Annotated in this window: 16 protein-coding genes; 8 read left to right on the top strand and 8 right to left on the bottom strand. The window is 63.3% G+C overall.

Going from position 1 to position 15963, the window contains the following annotated elements:
• The first annotated feature begins 14 nt into the window (after positions 1-14).
• Both V1277_RS33110 and V1277_RS33105 read left to right on the top strand, forming a co-directional pair.
• Complete coding sequence (locus V1277_RS33110; protein ID WP_334419930.1) at positions 15-401, top strand: HesB/IscA family protein; 387 nt, start codon at positions 15-17, stop codon at positions 399-401.
• Between the two features lie 168 nt (positions 402-569).
• On the top strand, positions 570-1001 hold the full coding sequence (locus V1277_RS33105) for a TfoX/Sxy family protein (RefSeq protein ID WP_334419929.1): 432 nt from the start codon (positions 570-572) through the stop codon (positions 999-1001).
• Positions 1002-1008: 7 nt separating this feature from the next.
• On the opposite strand, the gene V1277_RS33100 is transcribed toward V1277_RS33105, so the two are convergent.
• Entirely contained in the window at positions 1009-2076 is a 1068-nt protein-coding gene (locus V1277_RS33100; RefSeq protein ID WP_334419928.1) for a GGDEF domain-containing protein, read from the bottom strand.
• 125 nt (positions 2077-2201) lie between these two features.
• Entirely contained in the window at positions 2202-3686 is a 1485-nt protein-coding gene (locus tag V1277_RS33095; protein WP_334419927.1) for a DEAD/DEAH box helicase, read from the bottom strand.
• 439 nt (positions 3687-4125) lie between these two features.
• Between V1277_RS33095 and V1277_RS33090 the strand changes: the two genes are divergently transcribed.
• Together V1277_RS33090 and V1277_RS33085 are read left to right on the top strand one after the other, a co-directional pair.
• Entirely contained in the window at positions 4126-5568 is a 1443-nt protein-coding gene (locus V1277_RS33090) for a caspase family protein (RefSeq protein WP_334420522.1), read from the top strand.
• A gap of 242 nt (positions 5569-5810) precedes the next feature.
• Entirely contained in the window at positions 5811-7022 is a 1212-nt protein-coding gene (locus V1277_RS33085) for an FAD-dependent oxidoreductase (protein WP_334419926.1), read from the top strand.
• A 106-nt stretch (positions 7023-7128) separates the two neighbouring features.
• On the opposite strand, the gene V1277_RS33080 is transcribed toward V1277_RS33085, so the two are convergent.
• The 3 genes from V1277_RS33080 to V1277_RS33070 all read right to left on the bottom strand — a co-directional run bounded on the left by V1277_RS33080 (position 7129) and on the right by V1277_RS33070 (position 9207).
• Positions 7129-7857 carry an outer membrane protein gene (locus tag V1277_RS33080; RefSeq protein WP_334419925.1) on the bottom strand — a complete coding sequence of 243 codons (729 nt, stop codon included), beginning with the start codon at positions 7855-7857 and terminating at the stop codon, positions 7129-7131.
• Between the two features lie 271 nt (positions 7858-8128).
• Positions 8129-8899, bottom strand: coding sequence for an SDR family NAD(P)-dependent oxidoreductase (locus tag V1277_RS33075; protein ID WP_334419923.1), 771 nt, complete (start codon positions 8897-8899; stop codon positions 8129-8131).
• A 122-nt stretch (positions 8900-9021) separates the two neighbouring features.
• Positions 9022-9207, bottom strand: a complete 186-nt coding sequence (locus V1277_RS33070) for a hypothetical protein (protein WP_334419922.1) — start codon at positions 9205-9207, stop codon at positions 9022-9024.
• A gap of 215 nt (positions 9208-9422) precedes the next feature.
• Here V1277_RS33070 and V1277_RS33065 point away from each other — a divergent pair, with 215 nt between their 5' ends.
• Positions 9423-10130, top strand: a complete 708-nt coding sequence (locus tag V1277_RS33065) for a hypothetical protein (protein WP_334419920.1) — start codon at positions 9423-9425, stop codon at positions 10128-10130.
• A 32-nt stretch (positions 10131-10162) separates the two neighbouring features.
• Here V1277_RS33065 and V1277_RS33060 read toward each other — a convergent pair whose 3' ends face one another.
• The 3 genes from V1277_RS33060 to V1277_RS33050 all read right to left on the bottom strand — a co-directional run bounded on the left by V1277_RS33060 (position 10163) and on the right by V1277_RS33050 (position 13645).
• Complete coding sequence (locus tag V1277_RS33060) at positions 10163-10963, bottom strand: outer membrane protein (protein WP_334419919.1); 801 nt, start codon at positions 10961-10963, stop codon at positions 10163-10165.
• 222 nt (positions 10964-11185) lie between these two features.
• Complete coding sequence (gene parE / locus V1277_RS33055) at positions 11186-13240, bottom strand: DNA topoisomerase IV subunit B (RefSeq protein ID WP_334419918.1); 2055 nt, start codon at positions 13238-13240, stop codon at positions 11186-11188.
• Positions 13241-13381: 141 nt separating this feature from the next.
• A complete protein-coding gene (locus tag V1277_RS33050) occupies positions 13382-13645 on the bottom strand; it encodes a hypothetical protein (RefSeq protein WP_334420555.1) in 264 nt (87 codons plus the stop codon).
• On the opposite strand from V1277_RS33050, the gene V1277_RS33045 reads away from it, so the two are divergent.
• The 3 genes from V1277_RS33045 to V1277_RS33035 all read left to right on the top strand — a co-directional run bounded on the left by V1277_RS33045 (position 13527) and on the right by V1277_RS33035 (position 15822).
• Positions 13527-13919 carry a PEGA domain-containing protein gene (locus V1277_RS33045; RefSeq protein WP_334420521.1) on the top strand — a complete coding sequence of 131 codons (393 nt, stop codon included), beginning with the start codon at positions 13527-13529 and terminating at the stop codon, positions 13917-13919. The genes V1277_RS33050 and V1277_RS33045 overlap by 119 nt on opposite strands.
• A gap of 189 nt (positions 13920-14108) precedes the next feature.
• Positions 14109-14639 (top strand): DedA family protein, encoded by a 531-nt coding sequence (locus tag V1277_RS33040; RefSeq protein ID WP_334375607.1) that lies wholly within the window; start codon positions 14109-14111, stop codon positions 14637-14639.
• 193 nt (positions 14640-14832) lie between these two features.
• A complete protein-coding gene (locus tag V1277_RS33035) occupies positions 14833-15822 on the top strand; it encodes an MBL fold metallo-hydrolase (protein ID WP_334419917.1) in 990 nt (329 codons plus the stop codon).
• Positions 15823-15963 lie beyond the last annotated feature (141 nt).

The following is a 15963-nucleotide window of genomic DNA, read 5'->3' as shown; positions in this document are numbered from 1 at the left end:
GGAGATCGACTGCAATGGATACCATCGTCCAGTCCAAGCCGAAGCCGAGGCCCCGGCCGCAGGTCATGAAACTGACCGAGGCGGCGGCTGCGCGGATCACGGAGCTGACCAAACGCGCCGATTCCGAGATCGTGGGCTTGCGCGTTGGCATCAAAAACGGCGGCTGCGCCGGGCAATCCTATACGGTGGAATATGCCCATGAGATCCGCCCCACCGACGAAGTCGTCGAGGACAAGGGCGTGAAGATCCTGGTCGATCCCAAGGCGGTCCTGTTCCTGCTCGGCACCGAGATGGACTACAGGGCCGACAAGCTCCAGGCGCAGTTCATCTTCAACAACCCGAACCAGGTTTCCGCCTGTGGCTGCGGCGAGTCGGTTCAACTGACCCCGGCGAAAGTGTAGGTCTCGTGTCCCGGACGCGCTGCAGCGTGCTCTCGGCGATGCGAAGCATCGTCCGATACGCTGCTGCGCAGCGCCGGGACCCACAATAACTGTCTGCCCAGCGATAGGCCCCGGCTCTGCAGCGCACCGCGTCGCGCTGCGCCGCGTCCGGGGCACGAGCCGTAAGCCATGGATCGCGATTTCCTGATCGACCTGTTTGCCGATTTCGGCCCCGTCGCCATCCGCCGGATGTTTTCCGGCTACGGCATCTCCGCCGACGGCGTGAACTTTGCGCTCGCGCTGCGCGCCGGGCTCTTCTTCCGCGCCGATGAACAGACCATTCCGCAATTTGAAGCGGAAGGTTCAACGCCGTTTCAGTATCAGACGCGGGCCAAGACGGTCACCGTGAACTCGTACTGGCAATTGCCGGCGCGGCTGTTCGACGATTCCGAGGAACTGGCCGGATGGGCGAGGGCAGCGCTGGCCGCGGCGCAGCGCGCAGCTCTGCGCAAGCGACCGAAGGCGCGCAAGGCAGCGAAAGCGAAGGTGTCCGGGACGGCTGCGGGCAAGCGGGCTGCGAAGGGGAAGGCCACGGGCACGAGGAAGGCGCGGCGCAAATAGCTGGCGCCTAGGCGACCTGGCTGCGGGTCTCGGCGGCGTATTCGGGATCGACTTCGCAGACCACGCGGTTGCGGCCGTTGCGCTTGGCGGCGTAGAGGCAGGCATCGGCGCGCTCGATCAGCGAATCGGTGTCGTCGTCCGGCTTCAGCATGGAGACGCCGACCGAGATGGTGACGCGGCCGAGAATTTCGCCGGTCGATTTCTTCTTCAATTCCTTGGCCATGATGGCGCGGCGGATGTGGTCGGCGACCGTCAGCGCCTGACGCAGCCCGGTATTCGGCAGCACCACCGCGAACTCCTCGCCGCCATAGCGGGCGGTGATGTCCTGGCCCTTGATGGTTTGCTTCAGCGACATCGCTACCAGCCGCAGCACCTGATCGCCGGTTAGATGGCCGTAGGAATCGTTGAACGATTTGAAATGGTCGATGTCGAACATCATCAGCGACAGCGGTTCGCCGCTCGCCATCGCCGTTCGCACCGCCATCTCGATCGAGCGGTCGAAATATTTGCGATTACCCAATCCGGTCAGCGGATCGGTCAGGCTCTCGGCGCGGATCGCTTCGAGGCTGTGCTGCAGATTGCTGATCTCGGTCCTAGACAACGCCAGCCGGCTCTCCAGCGCCTTGTTGGTCTCGCGCATCTCGCGCGTCGATTTCACCAGGCCGTCGACGATCGCCTTGATCTGATCGCGGCTTTTGGCATTCCTGAGTTTTTCGTTCGCGCCGCTCAGCTTGGCGTCATAGCTCTCCGACATGCTGAGCGCCTCGGTGATGAGGGTCATCACGTCGTCGATCTCGCCGATCACGCGCCCGCCGACCTTGTCGATGCGGTCGGAGGCCTTGATGTGGGAGAGATAGGTTTCGTAGATCTGTTCGAGATCGGACTCGCTCAGCTTGCCGTTGCGCGCCAGCGTCTCGTTGATGATCTTGTTGAGGGGAGCATTGTATCCGGTCGCGTAGACGTACCAGATTTCATAGTTGCGTGGGACGGCGGTCTGCCTGAGGGATTTGATCTGGCCCAACGCGACTTCGGCAAACGCCATCGTGCGTTCGTGCTCGTCCAGCAGCTTGACCACTGATCCGTCCCCAATAGCGAGCAGCGCCGGTCGTTGCCGTGCAGCAATGATTAAATTATCGCCGCAGGTTAACGGAGGAGGATGAACGGCCGGTAAACAGTTCCGGCCGTGGGGATCGACGCCTATCAGACGCGGGCGCGAATGGGCCGCAACAGGAATGCAGGAAGGTGCGAGTGATCGGCGGGCTCCGATTCGACCTCGCGGTGGGCGCGCCGCGGTTCGGGTCGCCCGATCGAGGGTACGCGAGACGGCTGTGCAGGGGCGGGCGGCGAGAAGGCGGCGGCCTCCGGCTGCGGCCTGGCACTGCGGGCCGTGCCCTTGGCATGCCGCGGTTCACGATCGGCGCTCTTGTCGCTGCGCTTCTCAGGATCCTTGGCGTGTCGCGGCTCGCGTTCGCGGCGCGGCTTGCGCCCGCCGCGCGAGCCTTCCCGCGCGCGATGTTCGCGCGGCTGATCGGCCTCCTCGGACGAGTCCGAATGTAGGGCGTAGTCACCTTCAGCGGGGGGAATGGTTTGCCCGATCAGTCGTTCGATTGCAGCGATCGACTTGCTGTCGAGCGGCGTCACGATCGAGATCGCGGTGCCGGCGCGCCCGGCGCGTCCGGTGCGGCCAATGCGGTGCACGTAGTCGTCGGCGTGATGCGGCACGTCGAAATTGAAGACGTGGCTGACGGCGGGAATGTCGAGGCCGCGGGCAGCGACATCGGAGGCCACTAGCAGCGGGATTTCGCCCTTGCGGAATTGATCGAGCGCCGCGGTGCGCGCTGACTGGTCCATGTCGCCATGCAGAGCGCCGACGCTGAAGCCATGCTTCTGCAGCGATTTGTGAACGACGGCGACTTCGCGCTTGCGATTGCAGAAGATGATTGCGTTGTTGAGGTCCTTGGCGTCGCGCAGGAGGCGGCGAAGGAGATCGCGCTTCTCGTGCGGCTCGCGACCGCCGCGAACCTGGAACTGCGACACGCCTGTCGCAGTCGTGGCGGGCTTCGAAACTTCGATCCGTTCAGGATTGTGCAGGAAGGTTTCGCTGATGCGGCTGATTTCCGGCGGCATCGTCGCGGTGAAGAACAGGGTCTGGCGCGTGAACGGCACCAGCTTGCAGATGCGTTCGATGTCGGGGATGAAGCCCATGTCCAGCATGCGGTCGGCTTCGTCGATGACCAGCAGTTCGACGCCGGTGAGCAGGAGGCCGCCGCGCTCGGTGTGGTCAAGCAGTCGGCCCGGAGTTGCGATCAGGACGTCGACGCCACGGGTCAGCTTGGAATCCTGGTCGCCGAACGAGACGCCGCCGATCAAAAGCGCGACGTTGAGTTTTTGGCCGGCGCCATACTTGTCGAAATTCTCTTTCACCTGTGCCGCAAGTTCGCGGGTCGGTTCGAGGATCAGGGTGCGGGGCATCCGTGCCCTGGCGCGGCCCTTTTCCAGCAAAGTGAGCATGGGCAGGACGAAGGCGGCGGTCTTGCCGGTGCCGGTCTGGGCGATGCCGAGGACGTCGCGGCGGGCCAGAACGGGGGGGATCGCCTGTTCCTGGATGGGAGTAGGAGTGGTGTAACCGGTAGCCGCAACTGCGGCGAGAACCTTATCGGAAAGACCGAGATGGGAAAAAGACATTGAGCCTCTGGTCGACACCGCCGTTCGGAATCGAAGGTAAAAAGGCTGTCGCGTTTTGCCCCGAAACGGCGCGCTTTTGAAAAGCTGGGGGCTCTGACTTACGCAGACGAGCGGCTAACCTAAGGAATCGCGTTTCGATCCAAGGCCGCGTTGAGCGCGAACATAGGGTCGAAATGGCCAAAGTCAATCTAGGAACCGGCATTGAAGCCCAAAAAGCTTAATGTTCTCGCACAAATAACGGCAAAAACCGTCATTTGGCCGTCAAATCGAGCCATCCATTCCCATCGAACGAAGCCGTTGAACCATGGGCAATAACCTGCCGACTATGGCATGAAACGGCTTCGCACGGGCCAGGCCAGGACGAATCGTGCGCAGGGGGAATTCCATGAAGGGTTGGCTTCTCAGACTGCTTGCGGTGACAAGTCTTGCAACTTGCGTCATGACCTATGCCGCGCCTGCGCAGGCGGAAAAGCGTGTCGCGCTGGTGGTCGGCAACAACGACTACCGGAACGTGCCCAAGCTGCAGAAGGCGGTCAACGACGCCCGCACCATGGGCGATACGCTCAAGCAGCTCGGCTTCACGGTGATGGTGGCGGAAAACCAGAACCGGCAGGCGTTCAGCCAGACGTTGCTGGCGTTCGACAAGGCGGTCGACGCCGGCGATACGGCGTTCTTCTTCTATGCCGGCCACGGTTTTGAAATCGCGGGCCAGAATTTCCTGCTGCCGACCGACGTGCCGGCGGCGACCGAAGGCCAGGAAGAGCTCGTGCGCGATGCCTCGATCCTCGCCGACCGCATCATTGAGCGGCTGCAGAACCGCAAGGTGCGCACCGCCATCCTGGTGTTCGATGCCTGCCGCAACAATCCGTTCGAGCGCGCCGGTACGCGTGCGGTTGCCGGCGGCGGCGGTCTCGCGCCGATGACGCAATTGCCGGAAGGCGTGTTCTCGATCTTCTCGGCCGGGCCGCGGCAGACCGCGCTCGACCGGCTTTCCAATGACGACGCCAATCCCAATTCGGTGTTCACGCGAACCTTCGCCAAGGAGATCACGCAGCCCGGCGTCAATCTCGTGCAGGTCGCGCAACGCACGCGGCGCGCGGTCAGCGAACTCGCAGAGACCGTCCGCCACAAGCAGATCCCGGTTTACTTCGACCAGATGGTCGACGATGTTTTTCTGAATGGCTTGGCGAAGGCCCAGCCTGAGGCGGCGAAGCCCGCCGAGCCGCTGCAAAAGCTTGCAGCTTTGCCTCCGGTACAGCGCCTGCAGCCTCAGAACGATTCCGTCAACGCGCCGATCGCGATGTTCTCGCGTCACAATGGCGGCTGGACCGTGGTGTTCTCGATCGCCGATCCGACGCTCGGTATTTCCTGGCGGATCGGCGACAGCGGCGATTTCCGCGAGACCGGCTTCATGGATACGCTCGATCCGCGTACCCGCAAGCGGATGCCCAACCCGTCGGTCGAGCTACCGGCCGATGCACCGGCGGCCGTCATCCAGGTGCGCTATGTCGACACCAATGGCGAGTTGCAGGGGCCGTTCCCGATCAGGTTCGATCCCGAAGCTGCACTGATCCGCGACCAGCGCAAGATCCTCGACATGACCGCGACGAGCTGGCTGTCGTTCCGCGAGTACAACGGGCTTCTGGTCTACTATACGCACCTGATGTCGTACCGCTGCGCGATCCGCGAAGTGCGCGTCGGCATCGACAGTGCGGTGCCCGACAAGGTGCTGAAAATGCCGCCTTGCGACACTCGCGATCCCATAGCCATTCCGCGCGAAGCGCAGCCCTATTTGAAGCTCGCGCCGGCGACCAGATCGGTTTCGGTGGAATTGACCTATCGCGACGGCAGCGTCTCCGAGATCAAGAGTTTTAGGCGGTAGTAGATGCGCCTTCGACTGCATCTCCTCCGTCGTGCCTGCGAACGCAGGGACCCATACGCCGCGGCGGTTGTTGGCGTGCTGGATGGGCAACGGCTTTTCTTCAACAACGCGCATTTGTGGTTATGGGTCCCTGCGTTCGCAGGGACGACGGGGTGGATATGGTTCAGTTTTCGACAAGCCAAACATCCGCGTTCGACGTGATTGACTTGCCTCGCCGGGAAAACCGGCGACAGGAGCGAGCGATGAAAGTACGTTGCTGCATCGTCGGCGGCGGGCCGGCCGGAATGATGCTCGGATATCTGCTGGGCCGCGCCGGCATCGATGTCGTGGTGCTGGAGAAGCACGCCGACTTCTTTCGCGATTTTCGCGGCGACACCGTGCATCCCTCGACGCTGCAGGTGATGGACGAACTCGGGCTGATCGACGGCTTCCTGAACCTGCCGCACCAGCGCTTGCAGAAGATGCAAGGCATGTTCGGCGGGGAAACGGTGCGGATCGCCGACCTGAGCAGGCTTCGCGTCAAATACCCTTTCATCGCCTTCATGCCGCAGTGGGATTTTCTCAATTTCCTGCGCGAAAGCGGCAAGCGGTTCGCCTCGCTCAAGGTGATGATGTCGACGGAAGCGATCGATCTCGTTCGAGACGGCGAGCGCGTCACGGGCGTGAAGGCGAAGACGCCGGATGGCATCATCGACATCGAGGCCGACCTGACCGTTGCCTGCGACGGACGCCATTCGCTGGTGCGCGAGCGCGCTGGCCTTGAGGTCGAGGAAATCGGCGCGCCGATGGATGTCTTGTGGTTTCGCGCCGGAAAACGGGAAGGCGAAGGCGAAAACCTGTTTGCCCGGGTCGATCCCGGCAAGATGATGGTGACCTTCGACCGCGGCGACTATTGGCAATGCGCGTTCGTCATTCCCAAAGGACAATACGACGCGGTGAAGGCGAGGGGGCTGCCCGCGCTGCTCGACGACATCGCGCGCATGGCGCCGGTCCTGAAACCGGGACTTGCCGAGGTGAAGAACTGGGACGACGTCAAGCTGTTGACGGTTGCGGTTAACCGGCTGAAGCGCTGGACGCGGCCGGGGCTATTGTGCATCGGCGACGCTGCGCATGCGATGTCGCCGATCGGCGGCGTCGGCGTCAACCTTGCGGTTCAGGATGCCGTGGCGACGGCGAATCTGCTGGCGTCGAAGCTGGTGAGCGGCTGCCCGTCCGAAGACGAACTCGACGCGGTGCGCCGGCGGCGCGAATTCCCGGTGAAGATGACGCAGCGGATGCAGGTCGTCGTGCAGAACAACATCGTGAACGCTGCCCTCAGGCCCGGCAATCAGCCGCTGAAGGTCCCGTTCGTCATGCGCCTCGTTACCGCCATCCCCTGGCTTCAGGGCATCACGGCACGATTTGTGGGCTTAGGCGTGCGCCCCGAGCATGTGCAGTCGCCGATTCGCGGCTAACGGCCGATCCCCCACGCTGCAGTACACAGGCCGGCGTGCAGGGCGCAACAAAAAGCCCCGGACGATGCCGGGGCTTTGAGCTGTCGAGGGCTGTCAGGTAACTGGATCAGTACCTGGCGACGACAGGGCCACCGAAGCGATAGCTGATACCGCCACGCACCGTGTGAAACACCGGATCATGTTCATACGAGAATCCGGGGAACGAGAAGACAGAGGCGTTCCGGAAAGTGCCGAAATCGGTGTAGCGATACTCAAGACGGGCCGACCAGTTCGGCGTGAAGCCGTATTCCCAGCCTGCGCCCACGGTCCAGCCGGTGCGGGTGGTGGAGTGGGTTTCAAAGAGGGTGTTCGCGAAGACGTAAGTGTGCTCCATATCCGCCCACGCTGCACCGCCGGTCACGTAGAGCAGCGAGTTGTTGAAGGCCACACCGAGACGGCCACGGATAGAGGCCTGAGCATCCAGCCGAAAGTCCGTGCCGTTGAGATTCGCCAGGCGATAGCCGCCGTTGATGTCGGCGCCTTCAAGGTCGCCTTCGAGACCGAAGACGAACTGACCGACCTGCCAGTTGTAGCCGATGTGACCACCGCCAACGAAGCCATCAGTGTTGAAGCCCTGATTGAAGGCGGTGGGCACGCCCGTAGCGGTGATGAACTCACGGGTGCTGTTGTCACCCCAGGCGTAACCGGCCTGTGCACCGATGTAGAAGCCGGTCCAGTTGTAGACGGCGGCGATCGGCGCGGGCGCCTTGGTGTAGGGCCGAGCGGCCAGATCGGCGGCGGATGCGCTTACGGTGCCGATGGCCAGGGCGGCGGCGGCGAGGGCAATCTTCTTCATAGTTCTCCCCAATACAACCAAGTGACGTGAGTGTTTGATTCTGGTCACGTTGTAACCGGGAACTTCTGGAAATGCTGTCACCCGCACGCCACAGTGGCAGACCTTCGTCACTTCCACACCTCGACATCGCCGTTAGGCTGCCGCTTTTCGGCTCGTAACGGGCAAAACATCGGGATTTCGGCGATTTCAGGCGGTAGCGTGTGTCTTAAGTGCCCCTCGTCAGGCGGCAGGTATTTGCGTGGGCGTTAAGCGCAGCCTAACGAGGAAGCGGCTACCCCATAACGGAATACCCGCCGTCGACGGGAATCGCCGTGCCGGTGACGAAGTCAGAGGCGGGCGAGGCAAGGAAGACGGCGATTCCCGCAAAGTCGTCTATCCCGCCCCAGCGTGCCGCGGGGGTGCGTACCAGCACGCGATCATGCAGGCCGTCGATCTCCTGGCGGGCGCGCTTGGTGAGGTCGGTGTCGATCCAGCCCGGCAGCACGGCGTTGGCCTGGATGTTGTCGGCTGCCCAGGCGCAGGCGCAGGAGCGGGTGAACTGCACGATGCCGCCCTTGCTCGCGGCATAGGCCGGCGTGAAGCTGGCGCCGAAGATCGACATCATCGAGCCGATATTGATGATCTTGCCGGCGCCGGCCGCTTTCATCGCCGGATAGACCGCCTGAGAGCACAGGAAGGCGCTGGTGAGGTTGGTTTGGATCACGCTGTTCCATTCGGCGATATCAAGCGCATGCGGCGGCTTGCGGATGTTGATGCCGGCATTGTTGACGAGGATATCGATGCGGCCGAGATCGCGGATGACGCGCTCGGTCATCGCGGCGACCGCTGCCTTGTCGGTGACATCAGCCGCAACCGCAATCGCCTTGGCGCCGCCTTTCGTAAGTTCCGCGACCGCGTCGGCCGACTTGGCTTCGTTGCGGCCCACCACGGCGATCGCCGCGCCGGCCTCTGCGAGGCCCCGGGCCATGCCGAGCCCGATGCCGCCATTGCCGCCGGTGATGACGGCTACCTTGCCGGTGAGGTCGAAGAGTTTTGTGGTCATGTGAGTTGTCCGTTTGCTTTTGGTTTTCGTAGGGTGGGCAAAGGCGCACTTCGCGCCGTGCCCACCCTTTTCAGAACGAGTGAAGGAGGGTGGGCACGCTTCGCTTTGCCCACCCTACGAATCTACCGGTTGCCTAGCCAGATCAGGATCAGGCCGACGGCGACGAGCACCGCGCCATATCCGGCCCATTGCAACTGATTGATCATGAAGCTCGATGACGGCCAAGGGATCGCGCCGGTGCCCTGTCCGATCCACAACAGGCCGATCGCAAGCGCTAGAGAGCCGATGATCGAAAGGGATCTGGCCATGGCTTCCTCCCTCCTGCCGCTATGGCGCGGGGACGCGGCGCGGCTTTGTCTTCGGTCGTGTCTTCGGTCGAGTCTTCGGGCCACCGCAGGAAACCATTGCCGGCGGCGGCCGTAGCTTCCGATCGAATAGAAAGCCGGCCGGCTTCGCAAGGCCGGAAGTTGCGGCATCGCCAAGGATCCTCATGAGCTGCCGAATGATCTGTCTAGCGCTCGCGTTGATTCTGGTTGCCATCGGCGCCTATGTGTCGTGGCCGCGGAACGCTGATTTGCGCGCCTTCGATTCGGCTGAAATCGCGCAGCTCGAAACCGCGATGTGGCGCGACTATTACGACAAACGCTATCCCGCGCTGTTCTTCCATCTCTACGAGCTGTCGCGGACGCAGTTCGGCTTCTCGCCACTCGACAGCTTGCGGATCGCATTTGCGGCGGCCAGGGCTGCGAGAGCCTTCCAGCCGACGCGCTCCCACGAGGCCGCCAACGCCGCGCTGCCCGCGCTCGTGACCTACTACCGTTTGCTCGCATCGGCTGCACCCGGCGGCTTCGATGTCGAGGAGGCCGCGCGTCTCGAGCTCGATTGGTGGCAGGCAAGGCGCGAGGCCGTGGGCCCCGCGCAGTACGGCGTGACGGTTGCCCGCGTGGCCGCCATCACCTACGGCAAGCGGCCGGACGATCCGTCGCTCGGGATGTCAGGTATTGGCCGCGCCGGGGCGATGGCCTACCGCGACGCGCGCGGGCAGGCGATGACGGATCAGGACTGGTCCGAGCTCGAGTGCCGGCTGCGGCGGACCTATCGGTCGCTAAAGGCGGCGGGGGCCAGGGAACTGACGAGAATGATCGTTAAGCGGAGGCCTCGTGCCCCGGTTGCTTGCTTAGGGTCCCGCGCCGGGCAACAAAAAAGCCCCGGGCGATGCCGGGGCTTTTGAGTTGTTGATTGGCCGAGACCGGTCTTTGCCGATCAGTACCTGGCAGCGACCGGAGCGCCGCCCCAGTTGAAGCGGTAGACCAGCGAGGTGCTGATGGTCTGCGTCCAGGGCTTGAAGGTCACCGCCGTGCCAGTCGGACCACCGCCGAAGGCAGGGGTGACCGTCCCGGGCAAGGTCACGCGATCATAGAAAGCAGAGCGATACTCTGTCTTCATGAACCAGCCGGGAGCCGAGATGCCAAAAAGATCCAGGTTGTTCTCGACGCCGCCGCCAATGAACCATCCATTACGATCGAAGGAGGGCGTGGTGTAGATTCCAGGGCCACCGGGCGCGAAGATAGTGGATTGAGTAGTACCCGACCACTCTGAACCGGAGTAGCCAGCATTAACGTAAGACAACACATTCGGAGCAACCAGATAGCCCAGCCGCACGCCAGCGGCATAGGTCGTCTCGAGCTTCATGCGGCCTTCGGTGCCGAACAAAGGATCGCTGAGGGAGCCGCGGATATCTCCGAACTGCGCGTCACCGAAAATACCGGCCACCCATCGGCCGGCGAACTGCATATCATAGCCGGCGCCGACCGTTCCGAACCAGCCGCTGCCGCCATTCCGCTGATCGCGGGTGATGGCCACAGCACCGGGAAAGGTGATCACGTTGCTGTCAGCGCTCCAGAGCCCGCCACCGCCACCACCGAAGATGTAGAACCCGGTCCAGTTGTACACTGCGGCCGCGGGCGCCGGAGCCTTGGCGTAGGGGCGTGCCCCAAGATCAGCCGCCGCGGCCGATCCGGTGAATGCCGCAACCGCGGTCAGAGCGAGCAGTGCTTTTTTCATGTCCAGTTCCTTAACTTCTCGTTCGCTTGACGAGGTGCGCGAGCGCCGATTCCCAAAATCCAGTACCGTGACTATACGCAGTTCCGGCCAAATTGCTGTTGCGGGGGAAGCACACTGGGCCGAAAAGGAATGACGGGCAAAAGCCCGAAAAACGGGCAGATTCCGGCAATGGACCGGCCAAATAGGCCGGGAATCGCCGGAAATCGCCTGTTCTGATGAGATTCAGACGTCCAGCAGCTCGTCGCTGGCGAACTCCGCCTTGTCTGAGATGAAGGCGAATCTGGCCTCGGCCTTGGTTCCCATCAGCCGCTCGACAGAATCGGCGGTGCCTTCGCGGTCGTCGGCCAGCAGCACCACGCGGAGCATCGTGCGCTTGGCCGGGTCCATGGTGGTTTCCTTGAGCTGCGCCGGCATCATCTCGCCGAGGCCTTTGAAGCGGTTCACCTCGACCTTGGCGTTGGCGTTGAACTCGCTCTTCAGCAGCGCTTCCTTATGTGCATCGTCGCGGGCATAGACCGACTTGCTGCCGTGGGTCAGTTTATAGAGCGGCGGCACCGCCAGATAGAGATGGCCTTCGTCGATCAAACGCGGCGTCTGGCGGTAGAAGAACGTGATCAGCAATGACGCGATATGCGCGCCGTCGACGTCGGCGTCCGTCATGATGATGATGCGCGAATAGCGCAGATCCTCTTCGCGATAATGCGCGCCGGTGCCGCAGCCAATCGCCTGCATGAGATCGGAGAGCTGCGCGTTCTGCGTCAGCTTGTCCTTGCCGGCGGAAGCGACGTTGAGGATTTTTCCGCGCAGGGGGAGCACGGCCTGGGTCTTGCGGTCGCGCGCCTGTTTGGCGCTGCCGCCGGCCGAGTCACCCTCGACGATGAAGAGTTCCGAGCCTTCCTGAGCGCTGTTGGTGCAGTCGGAAAGCTTGCCGGGCAGGCGCAGCTTCTTCACGGCCGTCTTGCGCGAGATCTCCTTCTCGGCACGGCGGCGCAGCCGCTCGTCGGCACGCTCGACGACGAAATCGAGGAGCTTGTTGGCCTGCAGCGGATTGCCCGACAGCCAGTGGTCGAACGGATCCTTGATCGCCTGCTCGACGATCTTCTGGGCCTCTGCGGTGGCGAGACGATCCTTGGTCTGGCCCTGGAATTCCGGCTCGCGCACGAACACGGACAGCATCACCGCAGCTCCCACCATGACGTCTTCCGACGTGACGGGCGCGGCGCGCTTGCCCTGGCCGATGCGCTCGGCGTGGTCTTTCAGGCCGCGCAGCATTGCGCTGCGGAGGCCGGATTCGTGGGTGCCGCCATCCGGCGTCGGCACGGTGTTGCAGTAGGACGAGAGGAAGCCGTCGGCATCCGCGGTCCACGCGACCGCCCACTCGCAGGCGCCATGGGCGCCGTTGCGCCCCGACTTGCCGGAGAAGATATCCGGGTGCACCAGCGTGTCGGCGTGAATGGCGGCGGCGAGATAGTCCTTCAGGCCGCCCGGGAAGTGGAAACTGTCCTCGGCCGGCACGTCCTCGATGCCCTTCAGCAGCGCGGGATCGCAGCGCCAGCGGATCTCGACGCCGCCGAACAGATAGGCTTTCGAGCGCGTCATCTTGAACAGGCGCTGCGGCTTGAAGGCCGCCTTGGCGCCGAAGATGTCGGCGTCCGGCTTGAAGCGGATGCGGGTGCCGCGGCGGTTGTTGATCTTGCCGAGGTCCTCGAGCTTGCCCTTGGGGTGGCCGCGCTCAAAACTCATCCGGTAGAGCTTTTGGCTGCGCGCGACTTCGACCTCGAGCCGCGAGGAGAGGGCGTTGACCACGGAGACGCCGACGCCGTGCAGGCCGCCCGAGGTCTCGTAGACCTTGGAGTCGAACTTGCCGCCGGAATGCAGCGTGCACATGATGACTTCGAGCGCCGACTTCTTCGGAAACTTCGGATGCGGATCGACCGGGATGCCGCGGCCGTTGTCGGTGACGGTCAGAAAGCCGTCGGCGCTTAGTTCCACCTCGATGAAGGAGGCATGCCCTGCGAGCGCTTCGTCCATGGCGTTGTCGATGACTTCGGCGAACAGGTGGTGCAGCGCCTTTTCGTCCGTGCCGCCGATGTACATGCCGGGGCGGCGGCGCACCGGTTCCAAGCCTTCCAGCACCTCGATGTCGGCCGCGGTATAGCCAGCCTCGGCGCTGGTTCCGCGCGACGCGGCCTTGGGCGCCGCGCGACTCTTCGACTCTGCCCCAAAGAGGTCGCTGGCGGGCTTTGATTTTGTAGCTGATTTCAATGACTTGGACATGGCTCTTTAGATGTTGCGCGCAGCGCGCGGCAGCGAATCGGTTGCTGTGACTATGCCACGGATGGGCTCAAAAAGTGACCGCCGAGGCGAGGCCGGGGCACCCTGCAGGGAAGCCGCAGCCAATAAGGGGATTGCGTCCGATTAACAATAACCAAGCCGATCGAGATGAGCAGACTTGCGTTCACCTTTGGGTTGCGTGAAGGTCGCGGCGGCAGGGGGAACAAATCCAATGATCAGATTGCTGTTGGCCGTCGCACTCGCGGCGCCGTGTGTTGGTTGTGCGTCGGTGACGCGTGGAACGACCGAAAACATTTCCATTTCGAGCACGCCGTCAGGCGCCACCGCCGAGGTATCGGGGCTGGATGTGCCGACCGCCTGCGTCACCCCGTGCGTGGTCGTGGCCAAGCGCAGCGCCGACATCACTGTGACCGTCAACAAAGAGGGTTTTGAGCCGCAGGTCATCCCGCTCACCAAGGAAATTCCGGGCACGGGCGCGGCGGGCTTCGCCGGCAACATTTTGCTTGGCGGCTTGGTCGGCATGGGCGTCGATGCGGCCACCGGTGCCGCGCTGGATCACAAGCCGAATCCCGTGATTGTGACTCTGCAACCGATCGCTCCTGCGCAGCCGCGTCCGGCGAAACCGCGCCCATCCAGGCGGCCACCGCCGCCCCAGAGCTGATCGCCAACGCTCAGATCCTTGGCTCAAATGCTTGGCTCTTGGCTCAGGCCTCTTGCCCATCCGATGTGGGTTCACGCGCCGGCCCCTGCTTTGTGACTTGATGTCGCGGAAGGGGCTGGCTTACCTGTTCTTCCCGGCGGAACCGGTAGAAGGGTTCAAAGACAGGAATCGGGGCGGAAAGGGCTCGGAATGGACGATTATGTGCGTGCTCTGGCTGATTTCGTGCGCGACAATCAGGCTTGGGCCGCCCCGATCGTCCTGGTGCTGGCATTCGGCGAATCGCTGGCTTTCGTCTCGCTGGTGGTTCCGGCCTGGGGCGCACTGGTCGCGATCGGCGCGCTGATCGGCGTCAGCGGCATCAGCTTCTGGCCGGTCTGGCTCGCCGGCGGCCTCGGCGCGGCGCTCGGCGACTGGGTCTCCTACTGGTTCGGCTACCGCTACAAGGAGCATGTCGCCGAGATGTGGCCGTTGTCGCGCTATCCCGAGATCCTGCCGCGCGGCGAGGAATTCGTGAAAAAATGGGGCGTGCCCTCGATCTTCATCGGCCGGTTCTTCGGGCCGCTGCGCGCCTCGGTGCCGCTCGCAGCCGGCATTTTCGAGATGTCATATTGGCCCTTTCAGATCGCCAATTTTGTCTCGGCCCTGGTCTGGTCGGCTGTTCTGCTGCTGGTAGGCGACGTCATGGGGAAGATCGCCGAATGGCTGTGGCGGGTGGTGTAGCATCGAACGGAATAAGCGGATGACGGGGGTGTTAGCCCCAACATAGCTAGACAAGAGCAACTTCGCATTGCCGTCGTGTCGTCGCGCTATCGCAGAAGTGCTGATAGGTTCAGCGGCGACCGCCCAAGGGCACGCATCAAAGCGGGGTGAATCCCGCCCTCGTATCCATCATCTCACTGGGGAGAACATCACCATGCAACTGACACGTCGTCACGCACTCACTGGCGCCGCGGCGCTCGCCGCCACACCGCTGTTGCCACAGGCGCCTGCCAGGGCGGCCGCCCAGGTGGCGGACAAGCAGGCGCCGAGCTTCTATCGCTACAAGGTGGGCGATGCCCAGGTGACGGCCATCTCTGACGGCGTCAACAATTTCGCGCTGCCCGACACGTTCGTGCTCAACGCCAAGAAGGACGAAGTGAACGCGGCGCTCGAAAAGGCCTTCATGCCGAAGGACAAGATGTCGATCCAGTTCGCGCCGCTGGTCATCAATACCGGTGGCAAGCTCGTGGTGGTCGATACCGGCAACGGCGCCGCGGCCTTTGCGTCGAGCAAGGGGAATGTCGGCCAGTTCGGCGCCAACATGGTTGCCGCGGGCTTCGACCCCAAGGCAGTCGACATCGTCGTGATCTCGCACTTCCACGGTGACCACATCAACGGCCTTTTGACCGCCGAAAACACACCGACCTTTCCCAATGCCGAGGTGCTGGTGCCGGCGGCGGAATGGAAATATTTCATGGACGACGGCGAGATGAGCCGTGCGCCGGAAGGGCGGATGCAGACCGTGTTCAAGAACGCCCGCCGCGTGCTCGAGGCGGGGCTCAAGAAGAAGGTGACGCCCTATGAGTGGGGCAAGGAAGTAGCGCCTGGACTGACGGCGGTGGAAACCATCGGCCACACGCCAGGCCACACCTCCTATGTTCTCGCATCCGGCTCCGACAAGGTGTTCATCCAATCTGATGTCACCAACCTGCCGGCGCTGTTCGTCACCAATCCGGGCTGGCACCTGATGTTCGACCAGGATCCGGCGCTGGCGGAAAAGACCCGCCGGCGGGTCTACGACATGCTGGTCGCCGACAAGATGCGGGTCCAGGGCTTCCATTACCCGTTCCCGGCCAATGGTTTTGTCGAAAAGGACGGCAATGGCTACCGGCTGATCCCGGCCCCGTGGAGTCCGGTGATCTGACACGCAGTGTCATTCCGGGTTCGCTCGCTTCGCGTGCGCCCCGGAATGACGGCTAGAGCTTGACGCCAGCCGGGCGCGGCCTTATAGCCGCGCCTATGATTTTCGCTTCGACCATCTCCATCGCTCGCCGCCGCCGCGCCA

It is taken from the genome of Bradyrhizobium sp. AZCC 1588, from assembly GCF_036924735.1.
GTDB lineage: Bacteria > Pseudomonadota > Alphaproteobacteria > Rhizobiales > Xanthobacteraceae > Bradyrhizobium.
This window is presented reverse-complemented; position numbering and strand designations above follow the sequence as displayed.